The organism is Myxococcus sp. AB025B (assembly GCF_006518215.1).
Taxonomy (GTDB): Bacteria; Myxococcota; Myxococcia; order Myxococcales; family Myxococcaceae; genus Myxococcus; species Myxococcus fulvus.
Genome location: NZ_SRLW01000232.1, coordinates 1 through 16,001 on the forward strand (window position 1 = coordinate 1; position 16,001 = coordinate 16,001).

The window sequence follows — 16,001 nt, forward strand, 5'->3', positions numbered from 1 at the left end:
CCGCCCCCACGCCTCCCGTCCAGGCGAGCGCGACGCCCGTCGCGGTGAAGGACGCGCATCCGGCGCGCGGGGTCTACGCGGGCTCGGAGGCGTGCGGCGAGTGCCACGAGGACGAGCACGCCGCGTGGGGCAAGGACTGGCACGCGCGCGCGCTGTCCCCCGGGACGCGCAGGTTCGTCGTGGGCGACTACGCGAAGCGCACGCACTTCAAGGGCGACTCCAGCGAGGCGTGGATGCGCCGCGACGGCGAGCGCCACTTCATGCGCACCAAGGGCTCGGACGGACAGCTCGCCGAGTTCCCCGTGGAGTGGGTCATCGGCGGCAAGCGCATGCAGGACCCCGTCGCGGTGATGCCCGACGGACGCTGGCAGGTGCTGCCCGTCTACTACCACGTCACCGGCAAGGGCGAATGGGTGGACTACTCGGAGACCAAGCAGGGCGCGCTCACGCCCGAGCACCCGTTCTTCTGGACCAACTTCCGCCGCAGCGCGCAGCACGCGTGCCTGGACTGTCACGTCACCGGCCTGGACGCGCGCTATGACCGCGACCAGCACACGTGGACCACCGCCTTCACCGACGCGGGCGTCGCGTGCGAGAGCTGCCACGGCCCGGGCGCGCGGCACGCCGACACGCAGGAACCCCAGGACATCGTCCAGCCGTCCAAGCTGTCCCACGAGCTGGGCTTCGCCGTGTGCGCGCAGTGCCACGGCCCGCGCCGTCCGCTCTTCCCCATCCTCGACACCACGCACCGCTACCAGCCCGGCCAGCGCTACGAGGACTTCTACCAGCCCATCGTCGTCTTCCTCGGCAACGAGCGCTCCGGCGACTACTTCACCGACGGCCGCCCCAGCACCTCCAGCTTCGAGTACCAGGCCCTCATCCAGTCCGCGTGTCATCTCAAGGGCGGCGCCACCTGCCTCACCTGCCACACCGCGCCGCACGAGCCCAACGCCCCCAACGAGCTGAACCTCCCGGACACGTCCCAGACAAAGGTCTCGGTCGGCTCGGCCACCTGTCAGCAGTGCCACGCGGACCTCTTCGCCCAGGCCGCGCAGCACGCGCGCCACACCTCGCGCGACGCGCAGGACTGCCTGGCCTGTCACATGCCGCCCGTCGTCTCCGGCGTGCTCGACAAGTTCGCGGACCACGCGCTGGACGTCCCCGCGCCCCAGAACACCACGCGCCACAACATCCCCAACGCGTGCAACACCTGCCACACGAAGCAGACGCCAGAGGCCATGGCCCAGGCGATGACGAAGCTGTGGCCGGCCTCCGCGAAGCGACAGGAGCGCCGCCTCCGGCTCGCGGACGCCTTCGACGACAAGACCGCCCAGACGGGGCGCCCCGCGCTGGAGGCCACGCTCGCGGATGCGAACGAAGCCCCGTCCCTGCGCGGCGCGGCGGCGAAGGTGCTGGTGCGTCGCTACAAGCGCGAGGCCATCCCCGCCCTGCGCGCCGCGCTCAAGAGCACCCAGGACAGCCAGCTGCGCACGGACGTCATCGAGGCGCTGAGCCTGGTCAACGCACGCGAGGCCAGCGAGGACCTGGCCGCACTGCTCCAGACCCAGTCCCTGTGGGTGCGTCAGGCGGCGGCGGTGACGCTCGCGAGCTTCGGCGACGCGCGCGGCCTGTCCGCCGTGGAGGCGCTGGCCTCGAAGCCGGAGACCTCCGGGCTGGTGCAGCCGCACCTGCTGCTCGCGCAGCTCGCGGTGCGCCGCAAGGACCTGACCACCGCGGTGCGCGAGTTCGAGAAGGCGTTGGACCTGCAGCCCTACAACCCCGACGCCCTCATCCGTCTGGCCGATGTCTATGTCGTGCAGGGACAGGTGGAGAGAGGCCGCGAGCGCCTGGAGGAGGCGCTGCGCTTCGACCCGCAGAGCCGCGCGGCGAAGCAACGTCTGTCCATGCTCCAACAAGGGCGCTGAGGCGCAGGACCGCTCGCGGACGAAGCCTCCCGCCGCTCCATCCACTGTTGAGCAGGCACTCGCCGGTTCTGTCCGGCAGGAGGGGCCTCGCCCCACGGTACGTGGCCGGTATCGGGTGCCTCCCCTACCTCAGGGCCCCCGATATGAACGCCCTGCTGCTCGTCCTCCTGCTTTCGCACCCTGGCTCCGAGCCAGGCGTGTTGCTCGCCCAGGCCCGGCCACGTCCCGCCGTGCGACAGCGGACGCAGTCGCGCCAGCGCGTGCCCCGGGTGCTGCCCGTCCAGGGCCCCGCGAAGCCGCCGTCCGCCCAGGGACAACAGACGCCGCCCCGGAATCCCGGCGCGCCCTCACAGGCGCCGAGCACGCCCGGGCCCGGCCCTTCGGGTGACGACTCACCCCAGCCTCCGCAACCCGAGGTGTCGGACCCGCTCCTGACGCCGGTACCGCCCGCGCCCATCCAGATGAAGTCCTGGGACGAGGCGCTGGAGCTGGTGCGGCAGCGCTCCACGGACTTGAGGACGGCGCTGGCCCAGGTGGAGTCCGCCGCGGGACAGGCGCGCATCGCGCTGGCGGGGCTCTTGCCCACCATCACCGGCACCGTGGGCGTGCAGTACAACGTGCTGGACCCGGACGCGACGACGTTCATCGGCGGCGGCGCGGGGGGCGGCGTGGGCGGTGGCATCGGCGGCGGTGTCGGCGGAGGCACCGGCGACGGAGACGGCCTCCGGCCCACGCAGCCGCCCGTCGTGGGCTTCCTCTCCGCGTCCATGCCGTTGCTCGACTTCCAGGCCATCGGCGCGCGCCGCGTCGCCCGTGAGGCCCAGCGCGCCGCGACGCTGTCCCTGGCGGAGACCCGGCGTCAGCTCAGCGGAGCGCTGGCCCGCGCGCTGGTGCAGGTGGCCGCGCAGGAGCGGCTGGCCGAGGTCAACCGCGTCAACCTGCGCACCGCGCTGGAGCGACTCTCCCTGGCGGAGCGGCGGTTGGAGCTGGGCGCCGGCACGCGGCTGGACGTGGTGCGCGTGCAGCAGGACGCCGAGGCGGCGCGGGCCCTGGTCGTCACCGGGGACGAGAACCTGAGGCAGGCAAGAGAGGGGCTCGGCCTGGCGCTGGGCATGCCCCAGGCGGTGGGGCTGGCCAAGGGCGTGAGCGTGGAGGACCTGCTGCGAGGCGCGAGGAAGGACTGTCGCCAGTTGGAGGCGGTGGACGGGCGCTCGGACCTGGCGGCGGCGCGCTCGCGGCACACCGTGGCCGAGCGGCAGGTCAGCGCGGTGAAGGCGCAGTACGCGCCGTCGCTCTCGCTGACGAGCACGACGATTGCGCTCACGGTGGAGGACGACGTGGTGAACGTCCCCATCTGGAACATCGGCGCCAGCCTGCTGCTGCCCTTCTGGGACGGCGGCGCGCGCGAGGGGCGGCTGCGGCAGTCCCGCGCGGAGGCGGAGGTGGCGCGCCAGCAGGTGGTGGAGCTGGAGCGCTCCGTCACGGTGGAGGTGGCCAGGGCGCGGCGCGGCGTGGAGGTCACCCAGGCGTCGCGGGACATCTCGTCGCAGGAGCAGCGGCTGGCCGAGGAGAACGACCGGCTCACCCGGCGCAGCTTCGAGGTGGGCACCGGCACCAGCCTGGAGCTCATCCAGACCGCCGCGGCGCTGCGGCAGGCGGAGCTGGCCCTGGTGGTGCGCGAGTTCGAGTTGGAGCAGGCGCGCGTCGAGGCGTTCCTGGCGGAGGCGGCATGCGACTGGTGAGGACATGGGGCGCGGCGGGCGCGATGCTCCTGACGCTCTCGGGGTGCAAGGGCTCGGGGACGGAAGACGGACCGCAGGCGGGACAGGCCGCCGCGGGCACGGTGATGCCCGTGCAGGTGCAGGCGCTCTCCCCCAACGAGGTGCAGGACGCCGCCGAGTACGTGGGCACGCTCATCTCGCGCAGCAGCATCAGCGTGTATCCCCAGGTCGCCGGCTACGTGCAGGCGATACCGGTGCGGCCCGGCACCCGCGTGCGGAAGGGCGAGGTGCTGCTCGTCGTCGACCCGCGCCGCGAAGAGGCGGGGCTGCGCGCCACGAAGGCGCAGAAGGCCTCCGCGCTGGCCCAGCGCGAGTTCGCCCGGCGCACCCGCGAGCGCAGCGCGCAGCTCCTCAAGGAGGGACTGCAGAGCCGCCAGGACTACGAGCAGGCGGTGGCGCAGGCGCAGCAGGCGGAGGCGAGCGCGCGGGCGATTGAAGCGCAAATCCAGTCGCAGCAGGTGCAGCTGGGCTTCTACGAGGTGAGCGCGCCCTTCGCCGGCGTGGTCGGCGACATCCCGGTGAAGGTGGGCGACTACGTCACGCCCCAATCGCAGCTCACGTCGCTGGACCAGAGCAAGGCGCTGGAGGTCTCCGTGCAGGTGCCGGTGGACCGGGCGCGTGTCGTCCGGGTGGGCAGGACGCCGGTGGAGGTGCTGGACGAGAAGGGGAACGTGCGGGTGTCCGCGCCCGTGTTCTTCGTGGCGCCCACGCCCAGCGCGACGACGCAGCTGGTGGAGGTGAAGGCCGCGTTCGACAACACGGTGGGGCTGCGCGCCGGGGAGCTGGTGCGCGCGCGGCTGGTGTACGACGCGCGCGAGGCGCTCACCGTGCCCACGGTGGCGGTGACCCAAATCAGCAGCCAGTCCTTCGTGTACGTGGTGGCGTCGGCCGACGGCGGCACGGTGGCGAAGCGCACGCCGCTGGAGGTGGGCGACGTGACGGGCAACGACTACGAGGTGACGGGAGGCCTGGACGGGGGCACGCAGGTGGTGGTGAGCGGCCTGCAGTTGTTGAGGGATGGCCAGCCCATCAAGCCCATGCCCGCGAAGCCCGAGGGCCAGGGCGTCGGCGGCGCCTCCGACGCGGGGCAGTGAGGGCACGGCATGTTCACCGACTTCTTCATCCGAAGGCCCATCTTCGCCAGCGTGCTGTCCATCCTCATCACGCTCGTCGGGGCCATCACCATCCCCGGCCTGCCGATTGAGCAGTACCCGGACCTGTCGCTGCCCGAGGTCCAGGTGACGGCCAACTACATCGGCGCGTCCGCGGAGACGGTGGAGAGCGCCGTCACCACGGTGCTCGAGCGCCAGCTCAACGGCGTGCAGGGGATGCGCTACATCTCCTCCACCAGCAGCAACACCGGACAGAGCAGCATCACCGTCACCTTCGAGCAGGACCGCGACCTGGACATCGCCGCGGTGGACGTGCAGAACCGCGTCTCCACCGCGTCGCCGCAGCTGCCCGCGGCCGTCAACGCGCTGGGAATCACCGTCAACAAGGCGCAGACGCAGCTGCTCATGGCCTTCGGCCTGTTCGACGCGCAGAACCGCTACGACACGGGCTTCCTGAGCAACTACGCGGACGTGTACATCCGCGACGCCATCTTGCGCGTGAAGGGCGTGGGTGACGTGCGCATCTTCGGCGAGCGGCGCTTCGCCATGCGCCTGTGGCTGGACCCGACGGAGCTGGCGCGGCGCAAGCTGGGCGCCTCCGACGTCGTCGCGGCCCTGAGCACGCAGAACGTGCAGGTGGGCGCCGGGCAGGTGGGCCAGGAGCCCGCGCCGCCGGGACAGAACTACCAGTTCACCCTGCGCGTGCAGGGGCAGCTCGCCACCGCGGAGCAGTTCGGCGCCATCGTCGTGCAGCGGGGCCAGGACGGCTCGCTGGTGCGGGTGCGGGACGTGGGCCGGGTGGAGCTGGGCGCGGAGAACTACGCGCAGCTGCTCCGCTTCAACGGCCAGGACGCCGTGGGCCTGGGCATCTTCCAGCTGCCGGGCTCCAACGCGCTGGAGGTGCGCGACGGCGTGGTGCAGGAGCTCGAGCGGCTCAAGCGCAACTTCCCGCCGGGCCTGGAGTACGCGACGGCGTTCGACACCACCGCGGCGGTGGAGGCGTCGATTGAAGAGGTGCTCGTCACGCTGGGCGAGGCGGTGCTGCTCGTCGTGCTGGTCATCTTCATCTTCCTGCACGGCTGGAGGAGCGTGCTGGTGGTGGCCACCACGCTGCCGGTGTCGCTCATCGGCACGTTCATGTTCGTCAGCGCCTTCGGCTTCTCGCTCAACACGCTCACCCTGTTCGGCCTGACGCTGGCGACGGGTCTCGTGGTGGACGACGCCATCGTGGTCATCGAGAACGTGGAGCGCACCATGGAGGAGGGCTTCAGCCCGCGCGAGGCCACCGAGCGGGGCATGCGCCAGGTGGCCGGCGCCGTGGTGGCCATCGCCCTGGTGCTCTCCGCCGTGTTCGTCCCGGTGTCGTTCTTCCCCGGTACCACCGGCGCCATCTACCGCCAGTTCGCGCTCACCCTCGCCTTCTCCATCAGCCTCTCCGCCCTGGTGGCGCTCACGCTGTCACCCGCGCTGTGCGCCCGGCTGCTGCGTCCGCACGAGGGCCAGAAGTGGCTGTTCTTCCGCAAGTTCGACCAGGGCCTGGACCGCTTCCGCGACGGCTACGGGCGGCTGCTCCACAAGCTCATCGGCCCGTGGAAGTGGCCGGTCATCATCGTCTTCGCCCTGTGCCTGCTGGGCACCGCGTGGGTGTACCGCGCCACGCCCTCGGGCTTCATCCCGGACGAGGACCAGGGCTACCTCATCATCGCGGTGCAGGGCCCGGAGGGCACCTCGCTGGACTACACGCGGCGGGTGCTGCTGCAGACGGAGGACATCATCCGCAAGCAGCCGGAGGTGACGGGCACCTTCACCGTGGGCGGCTTCTCGCTGCTCGGCACCGGCGCCAACTACGGCACCCTCTTCGTCAACCTGCGCCCGTGGGACGAGAGGAAGAAGCAGGAGGAGAGCGTGGCGGGGCTCGTGGAGCGGCTGCGCGGGCCGCTGCTCGGCATCGGCGGGGCGCGCGTGCTGCCCTTCCAGCCGCCCGCCATCCGCGGCGTGGGCAGCGTGGGCGGCTTCGAGTTCGTGCTCGAGGACCAGCAAGGTGGCCGCTCGCTGTCGGACCTGGCGCGCACCACGGAGTCGCTGGTGGGCAAGGCCAACCAGGCCCCCATCCTGCGCGGCGTGTTCTCCTCCTTCACCGCCAACACGCCGCTGCTCGACATCCAGGTGGACCGCGAGAAGGCGCTGGCCCTGGGCGTGCCGCTGGACGCGTTGTTCGCCACGCTGCAGGTGTACCTGGGCAGCCAGTACGTCAACGACTTCACCTTCGCCAGCCGCGTGTACCGGGTGTACGTGCAGGCGGCCATGCCCTTCCGCAACGAGCCCAAGGACATCGGCGCGCTGTACGTCCGCTCGGCCACCGGGGACATGGTGCCGCTCGAGTCCCTGGTGCGAATCAAGCCCATCACCAGCGCGCAGAACATCCAGCACTACAACCTGTACCGCGCGGCCGAAATCAACGGGCAGGCGGCGCCGGGCGCCAGCAGCGGCCAGGCGCTGGAGGCCATGGAGGCCGCGGCGCGCGACGTGCTGCCGGAGGGCTACACCTTCGAGTGGACGGGCCTGTCCCTGGAGCAGAAGGAGGCGGGCGGGCGCGTGCTGCTCATCTTCGCGCTGGGCATCGTCTTCGTGTTCCTGGTGCTCTCCGCGCAGTACGAGAGCTTCGCGCTACCGTTCGTCATCCTGCTGGGCGTGCCGGTGGCCATGCTGGGGGCGCTCGCGTTCCAGAACGCGCGCGGCCTGCAGAACGACGTGTTCTGCCAGGTGGGGCTGGTCATGCTCGTGGGCCTGGCGAGCAAGAACGCCATCCTCATCGTCGAGTTCGCCGAGCAGCTGCGCCACGAGGGCCGCGGCGTGGTGGACTCCGCGATTGAGTCGGCGCGCACGCGCCTGCGCCCCATCCTGATGACGTCCTTCGCGTTCCTGATGGGCGTGGTGCCGCTGGTGCTCGCGTCGGGCGCGGGCGCCGCGGCGCGCAAGTCGCTGGGCACCACCGTCTTCGGCGGCATGTTGCTGTCCACGTTCGTCAACCTCATCTTCATCCCCGTGCTGTACGCGGTGGTGGAGTCCGCGCGCTCGCGGCTGCTCAAGCGGCACGAGCACGCACGGCCTCCGGGCGGAGGCACACCGCCGCCCTCCGAGCCGTCCCGACCGCAACCGGCCTGACGCCAGTGGCGGGGCTGATACGACCCAATATCCCACGCCGGAGGGTTCGCTATCCTCCGTCGATTCATGGCCCGCTCCATGCCCCTCGACGTCCAGCGTCGTCGGCTGTATGCGCTCAAGCGCGCTCCCGCGCTGCGCCACACCAGCAACACCGTCCTCCTCCAGCTGCTCGACCTGGCCTGGGACGTCGCCTGGGCTCCGGACACGGTGCTGTGCGAGGAGGGCCAGGAGGCCCACGGCTTCTTCCTGCTGTTGGAGGGAGAGCTGGAGGCCCGCCGCGACGATGAGCTCCTGTTGACGCTCGGCCCCGGCACGCCGCTGGGGTTCGAGGCGTTGATGGGCGGCCACTACTCCGTCACCGCGCGCGCGGCCACCGCCTGCAAGGGCCTGTTCTTCCCCCGGGACGCGGTGTGGGCGCTCGTCCACGCGCGCGCGGGCCTGAGACAGGACCTCAAGCGCTTGTTGGCACACGCCGAGCCGCCCCGGCAGCCGGACCCGCTGCCCCACGTGGAGGTCGTCACCTTCTCCAGCGAGGTGACGGGCGCGCCGCTGTCGCGGCTCATCGAGCTGGTGGCCAAGGTCATCACCCACGACTTCAAGGACCGGGTGCTGCTGGTGCGCACCGCGGAGCCGGGCACGGGCGAGCCCGCGCCGGTGAAGGGCGCGGACGGCGTGCTGCGCGCCTGGGTGCCCGCCCCTCAGCGCGGCGCCCCGGGACGGCTGGGCCTGGAGCGCCTGCGCGAGCTCGCCCGGGAGGGCGACTTGCACTACGTGTTCCTCGACGGGTGCCAGCTGGCGGAGGGCGCGCTCCTGGTGGACAAGCACGTGGCCCTGGTGCCGCGCCACGAGCCCACGCGCGAGTTCCGCCTGGCGAAAGGCCGGGTGCTGCCCACCGTGCTCATCGACCCGGTGCGCCCGCCCCGGAGCACCGCGCTGGAGGGACGGCCCCAGGACCGGCCCGGCGCGGGCACGCACGTGTTGCAGCCGTGCCGACTGAGGCTGCACGTGGGACGACTGGAGGGGCTGGAGGTGGACGACCGTCCGCTCGCGGCGCTGCGACTGGGCTGCGCGGAGCGGGACGCGCTGTCGCGCTGGGCCCGGGCCATCACCCACCGGCGCGTGGGGCTGGCGCTCAGCGGCGGCGGCGTGTGGGGCTTCTACCACGTGCATATCTTGCGCTGGCTGGTGGAGCACCGCGTGCCGGTGGACTTCATCAGCAGCTCGAGCATGGGCTCGCTGGTGGGAGCGTACTTCTGTGGCACGGCGCTGGATGGACACAATGGCCTGTCGGGTCTGCGACGCCTGGAGGAGCAGGCCATGCGCCGTCGGCTGTCGCTGGCGGCGATGGCGGCCGTCGTCACCACGTACTCGCTGGAGCACCTGGTGACGCGCGATTTGGGCGACGTGGGGCTGGAGGAGCTGCCCATCCACTTCCTGCCCGTGGCCACGGACCTGACGCGCGGCGAGTGCATGGCGCTGGAGCGGGGCCACGTGGCCCAGGCCGTGCGCGCGAGCGGCTCGGCGCCCGGGATGTGGGCGCCCACGGTGGTGCCTCCCGCACGCTACGTGGACGGGGCCTTCACCAGCATGGTGCCCGCGAACGTCCTGGTGAGCGCGGGAGCCGACCTGGTGTTCTCCAGCAACATCTTCCCCTTCGGCGTGCGCGAGCCAGCGTGGATGCCGCAATCCCGAGCGGGACGCTTCCTGGCGGGTCTCAATCCTGTATCAAGGGCGCTGGACCTGGTCGCCAGCGGTGTGTTGCTGTTGCATCGCAGCGGCGACGCGGAGAGCTTGATGGCGGACGTGAGTTACGACATCCAGTCAGCGGACACTCCGCTGAGGACGGCGATGGAGTTCACCAAGGCGCGAGACATCCTGGAGCGCGCCGCCACGGACGAAGCCCTGGCGGAGAGGCTCACCGAGCTCAAGGCGCACTGGGAGCAGATGCGCGCGCACTGTGGCCCGAACGGCCGGCACCGCGGAGGCCAGCAGGCCGCATGATTCCCGTGAGAATCCTGGGCACGGCGAGCCTGAGACCGGGCCCCGCCGTGACGACGGCGGAGCTGTGCGCGCGCGTGGGGCGGGACGTGGACGAGGTGACGCGCAAGACGGGCATCCACACCCGTCACTTCGCGCCGCCGGGCACCCGGGCCGCGGACGTGGCGGCGCAAGCGCTGCGAGGCGCGCTGGACGCGGCGGGGCTTCCGGCGCGCGCGCTCAAGCGCATCTTCTGCGTCAGCTCCATGGGCGGCGACGTCACCACGCCGGCCACGGCGAACCGGGTGGCCGCGGCGCTGGGGCTCGCGGGCAGCTGCGACGCGATGGACCTGAGCAACGCGTGCATGGGCTTCTTGAGCGCGTTCGACCTGGCGGCGCGCTCGGTGGCGACGGGGCTGGGGCCGGTGGGCATCGTGTCGGTGGAGCTCTTGTCGCGCACCACGACGCCGGAGGACCCGCGGCCCTACCTGGTGCTGGGGGACGCGGCGGCGGCGGTGGTGCTGGGGACGGGGCGCCCGGACGAGGGCGTGCTGGGCGTGGCGCTGGGCAACGACGGCTCGCTGCCCACGGACGTGGTGCTGGAGAACCCGCACGCGACGGGAAGGCTGGAGCGGATGCGCTTCCTCACCCCCAGCAAGGAGATGACGCGGGTGGCGCTGGACGCGCTCATGCACGCGACGCGCGAGGTGCTCGACGGGGCGAAGGTGGCCTTGCGCGACGTGGAGTGGGTGCTGACGCACCAGCCCAACGGGCGCATGCTGGACGCGGTGCTGGACGCGATGGGCGTGGAGGCGAGCCGCGGCGTGCGCGTGGTGGACACGCTGGGCAGCGTGGGCTCGGCGTCCCTGCCCACGTGCCTGGACGTGCTGTGGCGCACGAAGCGGGTGAAGCCCAAGGACCGCGTGCTGCTGGTGGGCGTGGGCGCGGGCGTCGCGCACGGCGCGGTGCTGTACCGGGTGGGGGGATGAGACGCGCCGGGGGTCTGCCCCTCGCCACGTGGCTGGGCTTCTTCAAGCTCCTCCAGCGCTACCACCGCTACGAGGTGGTGAACCTGGAGCCGCTGCTCCAGCCCGGCGCGAAGCTCATCGTCGGCTACCACGGGCGGCCCCTGGCGGTGGACCTGTGCATGCTGACGGTGACGCTGCACGAGCGCCTGGGCTACCTGCCGCACGGCGTGGCGCACGGCGCGTTCGACCGCATCCCCGGCATGCGCGCGGTGGCGGACGGGCTGGGCTTCGTCACCGGCGATGACGCGCGGCTCGCCCAGGCGGTGGCCCGGGGCGAGCATGTGCTGCTGCAACCGGGTGGCACACGCGAGGGGTGCCGCAGCTTCCGCCACCGCTACCGGGTGAGCTGGGGCGAGCGGCTGGGCTATCTGCGGTTGGCGGTGCGCTACCGGCTGCCCATCGTCCCCGTGGGTGGCAGCGGCATGGATGACGCATTCCTGGGGCTCAACGACGGCTATGCGCTGGGGCGGCGCGTGGGGATGCCCGCGCGGCTGCCGTTGTGGCTGGGGGTGGGGGCGACGGGCGTGTGGCCCTTGTCGCTGCCCTTCCCCGTGAAGATGACGCAGTGGGTGGGCGAGCCGCTCACGCGTCACCTGGCGCCGGGCTTCGACGCGGAAGACCGCGCGTCGATGCTGGAGGCGCACGGGGAAGTGGCGGGCGCCGTGCAGGCGCTGTTGGACCGGGCACGCGGCCGGAGCCCCGCGCGAGTGGCAGGGAAGGCAGCGGTGAGATGAAGGACTCGGAAGGGGAGCCACCCGATACGACGGAGCAACGCTGGGCGCTCATCCTGGGGGTCTCCTCGGGCACGGGCGCGGCGATTGCCCACGCGGTGGCGAAGAAGCCCGGGCTGGATGTCTTCGGGGTGCACCGGGGGCGCTACGCGGACAACGCGGCGCAGGTGGAGCGGCAGGTGCGGGAGGCGGGCCAGCGCGCGCGGCTGTGGCAGGCGGACGCGTCCACGCCCGAGGCGGCGGAGGCGGGCGTCCTGGCGCTGCGGGAGGTCGCGGGGCCGCGCTCGGTGAAGCTCTTCGTCCACTCGATTGCGGGCGCCTCGGTGGGGCGCTTCCTGTCCGAGGGCGAGGACCGGCTGCACACCCGGCGCATCCGCAGGACGTTCGACACGATGGCGCACTCGTTCGTGTACTGGACGCAGGCGCTGGTGGCCGCGGACATGCTGGCGCCGGGGGCGCGGCTGCTCGGCCTGCAGAACTCCCTGGACCAGACGCACCTGTCGAACACGGGGCTCATCAGCGCGTCGAAGGCGGCGCTGGAGATGTACGTGCGCTACCTGGCGCTGGAGCTGGGCGCGAAGGGCCACCGGGTGAACCTGCTCAAGTTCGGCACGGTGCTCACGCCCGCGCTCAAGCACGTGTACTCGCCCGAGGCGCTGGCCCGGCTGGAGGAGGCCCACGCGAGGATGAACCCCGCGGGGCGCATGTGCACGGTGGAGGAGGTGGCGGACTTCGTCAGCGTGCTCGTGGGCGACGAGGCGGGCTGGTTCAACGGCGCCACCATCGACTACAGCGGCGGCATGACGCTGCGGCTGCTCGATTTGGTGCTCAACCCGTGACGGGCGCGGCGACGGGCTCGGGCATCCGGAAGCGCAGGCAGTAGAAGAACGGCGACACCTGCTCCTCGAGCACGTCCTCGGCGCGCGAGGGCAACAGCTCCCGGGGGCAGTGCGCGTCGCGCGTGTAGAACGTAATCGCGCGGAAGGCGGCGCGCTGGAAGAGCGAGGGGCGGCGGCCCGCGTCCAGCTGCTCGTCCACCACCACCACGGGCGTGCCCGGCTTCGCCACGCGGGCAAGCTCCCGCAGGCCCGCGGCCGGGTCGCGGTAGTTGCCGAGGCCGCCCACGCTCAGCACGCGGTCGAACAGGCCCGCGCGGAACGGCAGTGTGTGTCCGTCCGCCATCAAGAGCCGCACGCCCGGGTAGCGCCCCTTGCGCAGGCGCTGCTGGCAGCGGCCCAGCATCCCCTCGCTCAGGTCCACGCCCCACACCTCCACCTCCTGGCCGGTGACGAGCTCGCGGCGGAGGAGCGGCAGGTTCGCCCCCGCGCCCACGCCCACCTCCAGGATGCGCAGCGGCGTGCCGTCCGCGTGCGGCCGGAGCGCGCCCAGCTCCAACCGCCGGAGGTAGCCCGCGCGCATCTTCGACTCGGAGACGGACTGGAAGAGCGGCGTGAGCACCGTCGTCAGCGGGTCATGCAGCGCGGGCAGCCCGTCGTAGATGACGCGCATCAGCCGGTCCGTGCCGCGCACCGCGTCCTCGCGATACAGCCGCGCAAGACCCCGCTTCACCGGCCACGGCTCGCCGCAGCCACCGCAGCGAAGCCAGCCCCACGCCAGGCGCCCTTCCTCCTCCTGGCCGTGGAACACCAGCGTCCCGCCGCAGTCCGGACACGTCACCAGCGGGACATCCCCTGCCTTCAATCCACTAGACACCCGAGCCTCGTAGCACCTTCGCGCGCGCCACGTCGTCCCGCGTGCCCATCTGTTCGAAGCGCTCCAGTGCCCGTGTCAGGTGGGCCCCACGCGACGGGTCCTCCGAGGGCAGGTGTCGCGCCAGCTCCAGTCGCGCCCGGGCCTCCTCGTACGCGGTGCCCTTCGCCATGGCCAAGGCCACACAGTCGCGCCACGCCGCGCGGGCGCGCGGAGCATCGCCGGACAGCCACGCCTCACAGCCGCGCCACAGCTTCGCCGCGGGCTCCGCGAAGGAGAACACCCGGGCGAAGCCCTCCACCGCGCGGCACGCCTCGCGAGCGCCCTGCACCAGGGACGTGTCCTCGCCGCCGTCGCGCTCCCACAGCGTGAGCAGCACCTCCGCCACCGCGGTGACGCCGAAGTAGACGAAGTGAGCCACCGACTTGCCCGCGGTGAGCTTGGCGAGCGCCTTCTCCGCCGCCGCGCGCGCCCGCCGCGTCGCCCTCGCGCAGCCGCACCAGCGCCAGCGTGCCGTCCAGGATGATGCGGTCCGTGAGGCCGCCCTGCGCCTCCGTCCACACCACCGTCTGCTCCAGCGCCGCGCGGGCCTTCAGGTGGTCCCCCAGCCGCAGGTGGATGTGGGCCTGGTAGTGCAGCGCCCAGTGCTGCGTCTGGAGCGCCCCGCGACGGCGCGCCGAGTTCTCCAGCCAGTCCATCAGCGGCAGCCCCCGCTGGAACCTGCCCTGGTAGCACCCCACCACGGTGTAGAGCGCGCGGCACTCCTCCGCCAGCCGCAGGTCCCCCACCGAGTCGACGATGCCCGTGGCGCGCTCCAGCCACGCCTCCACCTCCGCCCAGCGCGCCATGTACGTCGCGTACACGGCGTTGCGGCACAGCACGTAGGCCAGGTCCGCGGGGCTGCCCACGCGCTCGGCCACTTCACGCGCGCGGCCCACCCACGCCTCGGCCACCGGCCGCACCGGCACCGCGCCCGCCACCACCGCCATGTTGGTGTAGCCGCGCGCCAGCTCCGGGGACGCGCCCGCCGGCTCGCACAGGTTCAGCATGCGCAGGCCCGACCACAGCACCGGCAGCGCCTCCTGCCCGTAGATGAACGCGTCGGTGAGCCGCATGAGCAGCCGCCCCGCCACGCGCCGCACCCGCCGCCGCTCCTCGGACTCCCCGCCCTGCGCGTCCGGCCGGGCGCTCTGCACCAGCCGCACCGCCATCTGCATCAGCGTGCCCACCGCCCAGCCCACGCGCGTCGTCGGCACCGGCCAGCCGAAGTGCCGGAGCGCCCGCTCCGCGTGGCCGCGGAACGCCTCCAGCTCGCCCAGCTGGAAGCGCGCCTCGGCGAGCAGCGCCTCCAGGTGGCCCAGCCGCAGCGCGTCCTTCGGGGACACCCGCTCCAGCGCGCGAGCGAGGAACGGCAGCGCCTCCCGGCACGCGCCCACCCGCAGGGCCTCCTCGCCGGCCTTCTGCGCGTACTCCACCTCGCGCGCGAAGTCGCCCGCCTCACCCCAGTGGTAGCAGAGCGCCGCCGTGCGCGCGGAGCCCTCGCCGTACGCCGCCTCCATCGCCTCCGCGACGCGGCGGTGCAGCAGGGGCCGCTCCGCGGCGGCCAGCTCCTCCAGCACGCCCTCGCGCAGCTTGTCGTGCGCGAACCTCCAGTGCCCGTCCGCCACGTCCAGCACCGCCGCCCCCGCGCAGTAGGACAGCCACCGCTCCACGTCCACGCCGGGCGCCGCGTGCCGCAGCAGCGTCACGTCCACCTGCCGCCCGACGATGGCCGCCACGCGCAGCAGGTCCCGCGAGCTGGCCGACACCTTCTCCAGCCGACGACGCACCAGCCGCCGCACGCCACCGGCGAAGACACGCTCGGGCAGCGGCATGTCGCCCAGCCGGTCCAGCCCGCCCGCCTCCTCCGCCAGCGCCCGCGCCACCTCGACCAGGAAGAACGGGTTGCCCTCCGTCTCGCGGCGCAAGAGCTCCACCAGGTGGGGCCGCGCGCCGGCCGGGCCAATCATCGACTCGCTGAGGACCGCGATTTCGCCCGCGTCCAGCCGGGGCAGGCGCAGCACGTCCAGCGCGGGCAGCTGGGCGGGCAGGCCCGGGGCCTCGTCGTCGCGGAAGCTGCCCAGCAGCAGCAATGGCAACCCGGTGGCGCGCGCCGCCAGCCGGGACAACAGCAGCAGCGACTCCCCGTGGGCCCAGTGCAGGTCCTCCAGGAGCACCACCGTGGGCTGCGTCAGCCGGGCGAAGATGTCCTCCACGACTTGCAGCAGGCGCGCCTGCGCCATCTCCGCGCCCAGGTCCGCGGGGTCCGGCACCGGCCGCCCCAGCACCGCTTCCAGGTCAGGCACCAGCGGCTTGAGGACGCTCGCCTCGCGGTCATCCAGCGGCGTGAGGATGGACAGCCACCGCAGCACCGGCCGCCACTCCTGGTACGGACTGCCGCCCGCCGCCACCGCCTGGCCGCGCAGCACCACCGCGCCGCGCACCAGCGCCAGGGGCCGCAGCTCATCGAGCAGGCGCGACTTGCCCACGCCGCTCTCCCCGCCCACCAGGAGCCCTGTCTCTTATACACCTC

General features: G+C 72.7%; 11 protein-coding genes. 8 read left to right on the forward strand and 3 right to left on the reverse strand.

The window, feature by feature from the left end:
- From FL311_RS30650 to FL311_RS30685, 8 genes are all read left to right on the forward strand, one after another.
- On the forward strand, window positions 1-1,925 hold a 1,925-nt coding region (locus FL311_RS30650; protein WP_141330691.1), incomplete at its 5' end, for a tetratricopeptide repeat protein.
- A 143-nt stretch (window positions 1,926-2,068) separates the two neighbouring features.
- On the forward strand, window positions 2,069-3,667 hold the full coding sequence (locus FL311_RS30655; RefSeq protein ID WP_141330693.1) for a TolC family protein: 1,599 nt from the start codon (window positions 2,069-2,071) through the stop codon (window positions 3,665-3,667).
- Window positions 3,655-4,800: an efflux RND transporter periplasmic adaptor subunit gene (locus FL311_RS30660; RefSeq protein WP_141330695.1), complete on the forward strand. Its 1,146-nt coding sequence runs from the start codon at window positions 3,655-3,657 to the stop codon at window positions 4,798-4,800. The genes FL311_RS30655 and FL311_RS30660 overlap by 13 nt, the downstream gene beginning before the upstream one ends.
- A 9-nt stretch (window positions 4,801-4,809) precedes the next feature.
- The gene (locus FL311_RS30665; protein ID WP_141330697.1) at window positions 4,810-7,983 is read left to right on the forward strand and encodes an efflux RND transporter permease subunit; all 3,174 of its coding nucleotides are present in this window, start codon (window positions 4,810-4,812) and stop codon (window positions 7,981-7,983) included.
- Window positions 7,984-8,061: 78 nt separating this feature from the next.
- Window positions 8,062-9,984, forward strand: coding sequence for a patatin-like phospholipase family protein (locus FL311_RS30670; RefSeq protein ID WP_141330699.1), 1,923 nt, complete (start codon window positions 8,062-8,064; stop codon window positions 9,982-9,984).
- Window positions 9,981-10,949: a 3-oxoacyl-ACP synthase III family protein gene (locus FL311_RS30675; RefSeq protein WP_141330701.1), complete on the forward strand. Its 969-nt coding sequence runs from the start codon at window positions 9,981-9,983 to the stop codon at window positions 10,947-10,949. Before FL311_RS30670 ends, FL311_RS30675 begins: the two co-directional genes overlap by 4 nt.
- Complete coding sequence (locus tag FL311_RS30680) at window positions 10,946-11,722, forward strand: lysophospholipid acyltransferase family protein (protein WP_141330703.1); 777 nt, start codon at window positions 10,946-10,948, stop codon at window positions 11,720-11,722. The genes FL311_RS30675 and FL311_RS30680 overlap by 4 nt, the downstream gene beginning before the upstream one ends.
- A complete protein-coding gene (locus tag FL311_RS30685) occupies window positions 11,719-12,558 on the forward strand; it encodes an SDR family NAD(P)-dependent oxidoreductase (RefSeq protein WP_141330705.1) in 840 nt (279 codons plus the stop codon). Before FL311_RS30680 ends, FL311_RS30685 begins: the two co-directional genes overlap by 4 nt.
- On the opposite strand, the gene FL311_RS30690 is transcribed toward FL311_RS30685, so the two are convergent.
- The 3 genes from FL311_RS30690 to FL311_RS30695 are packed head-to-tail and all read right to left on the reverse strand — an operon-like array spanning window position 12,548 to window position 15,957.
- Window positions 12,548-13,432 carry a methyltransferase domain-containing protein gene (locus FL311_RS30690; RefSeq protein ID WP_228557182.1) on the reverse strand — a complete coding sequence of 295 codons (885 nt, stop codon included), beginning with the start codon at window positions 13,430-13,432 and terminating at the stop codon, window positions 12,548-12,550. The genes FL311_RS30685 and FL311_RS30690 overlap by 11 nt on opposite strands.
- Window positions 13,425-13,712 carry a hypothetical protein gene (locus FL311_RS45485; protein WP_228557183.1) on the reverse strand — a complete coding sequence of 96 codons (288 nt, stop codon included), beginning with the start codon at window positions 13,710-13,712 and terminating at the stop codon, window positions 13,425-13,427. Before FL311_RS45485 ends, FL311_RS30690 begins: the two co-directional genes overlap by 8 nt.
- Entirely contained in the window at window positions 13,666-15,957 is a 2,292-nt protein-coding gene (locus FL311_RS30695) for an AAA family ATPase (protein WP_255510373.1), read from the reverse strand. Before FL311_RS30695 ends, FL311_RS45485 begins: the two co-directional genes overlap by 47 nt.
- Window positions 15,958-16,001 lie beyond the last annotated feature (44 nt).

What these genes read in the sequence shown, in the direction of transcription:
- FL311_RS30685 (WP_141330705.1), top strand. Translation starts at nt 11,719, where the DNA reads ATGAAGGACTCGGAAGGGGAGCCACCCGATACGACGGAGCAACGCTGG.
- FL311_RS30655 (WP_141330693.1), top strand. Translation starts at nt 2,069, where the DNA reads ATGAACGCCCTGCTGCTCGTCCTCCTGCTTTCGCACCCTGGCTCCGAG.
- FL311_RS30680 (WP_141330703.1), top strand. Translation starts at nt 10,946, where the DNA reads ATGAGACGCGCCGGGGGTCTGCCCCTCGCCACGTGGCTGGGCTTCTTC.
- FL311_RS30675 (WP_141330701.1), top strand. Translation starts at nt 9,981, where the DNA reads ATGATTCCCGTGAGAATCCTGGGCACGGCGAGCCTGAGACCGGGCCCC.
- FL311_RS30660 (WP_141330695.1), top strand. Translation starts at nt 3,655, where the DNA reads ATGCGACTGGTGAGGACATGGGGCGCGGCGGGCGCGATGCTCCTGACG.
- FL311_RS30665 (WP_141330697.1), top strand. Translation starts at nt 4,810, where the DNA reads ATGTTCACCGACTTCTTCATCCGAAGGCCCATCTTCGCCAGCGTGCTG.
- FL311_RS30670 (WP_141330699.1), top strand. Translation starts at nt 8,062, where the DNA reads ATGCCCCTCGACGTCCAGCGTCGTCGGCTGTATGCGCTCAAGCGCGCT.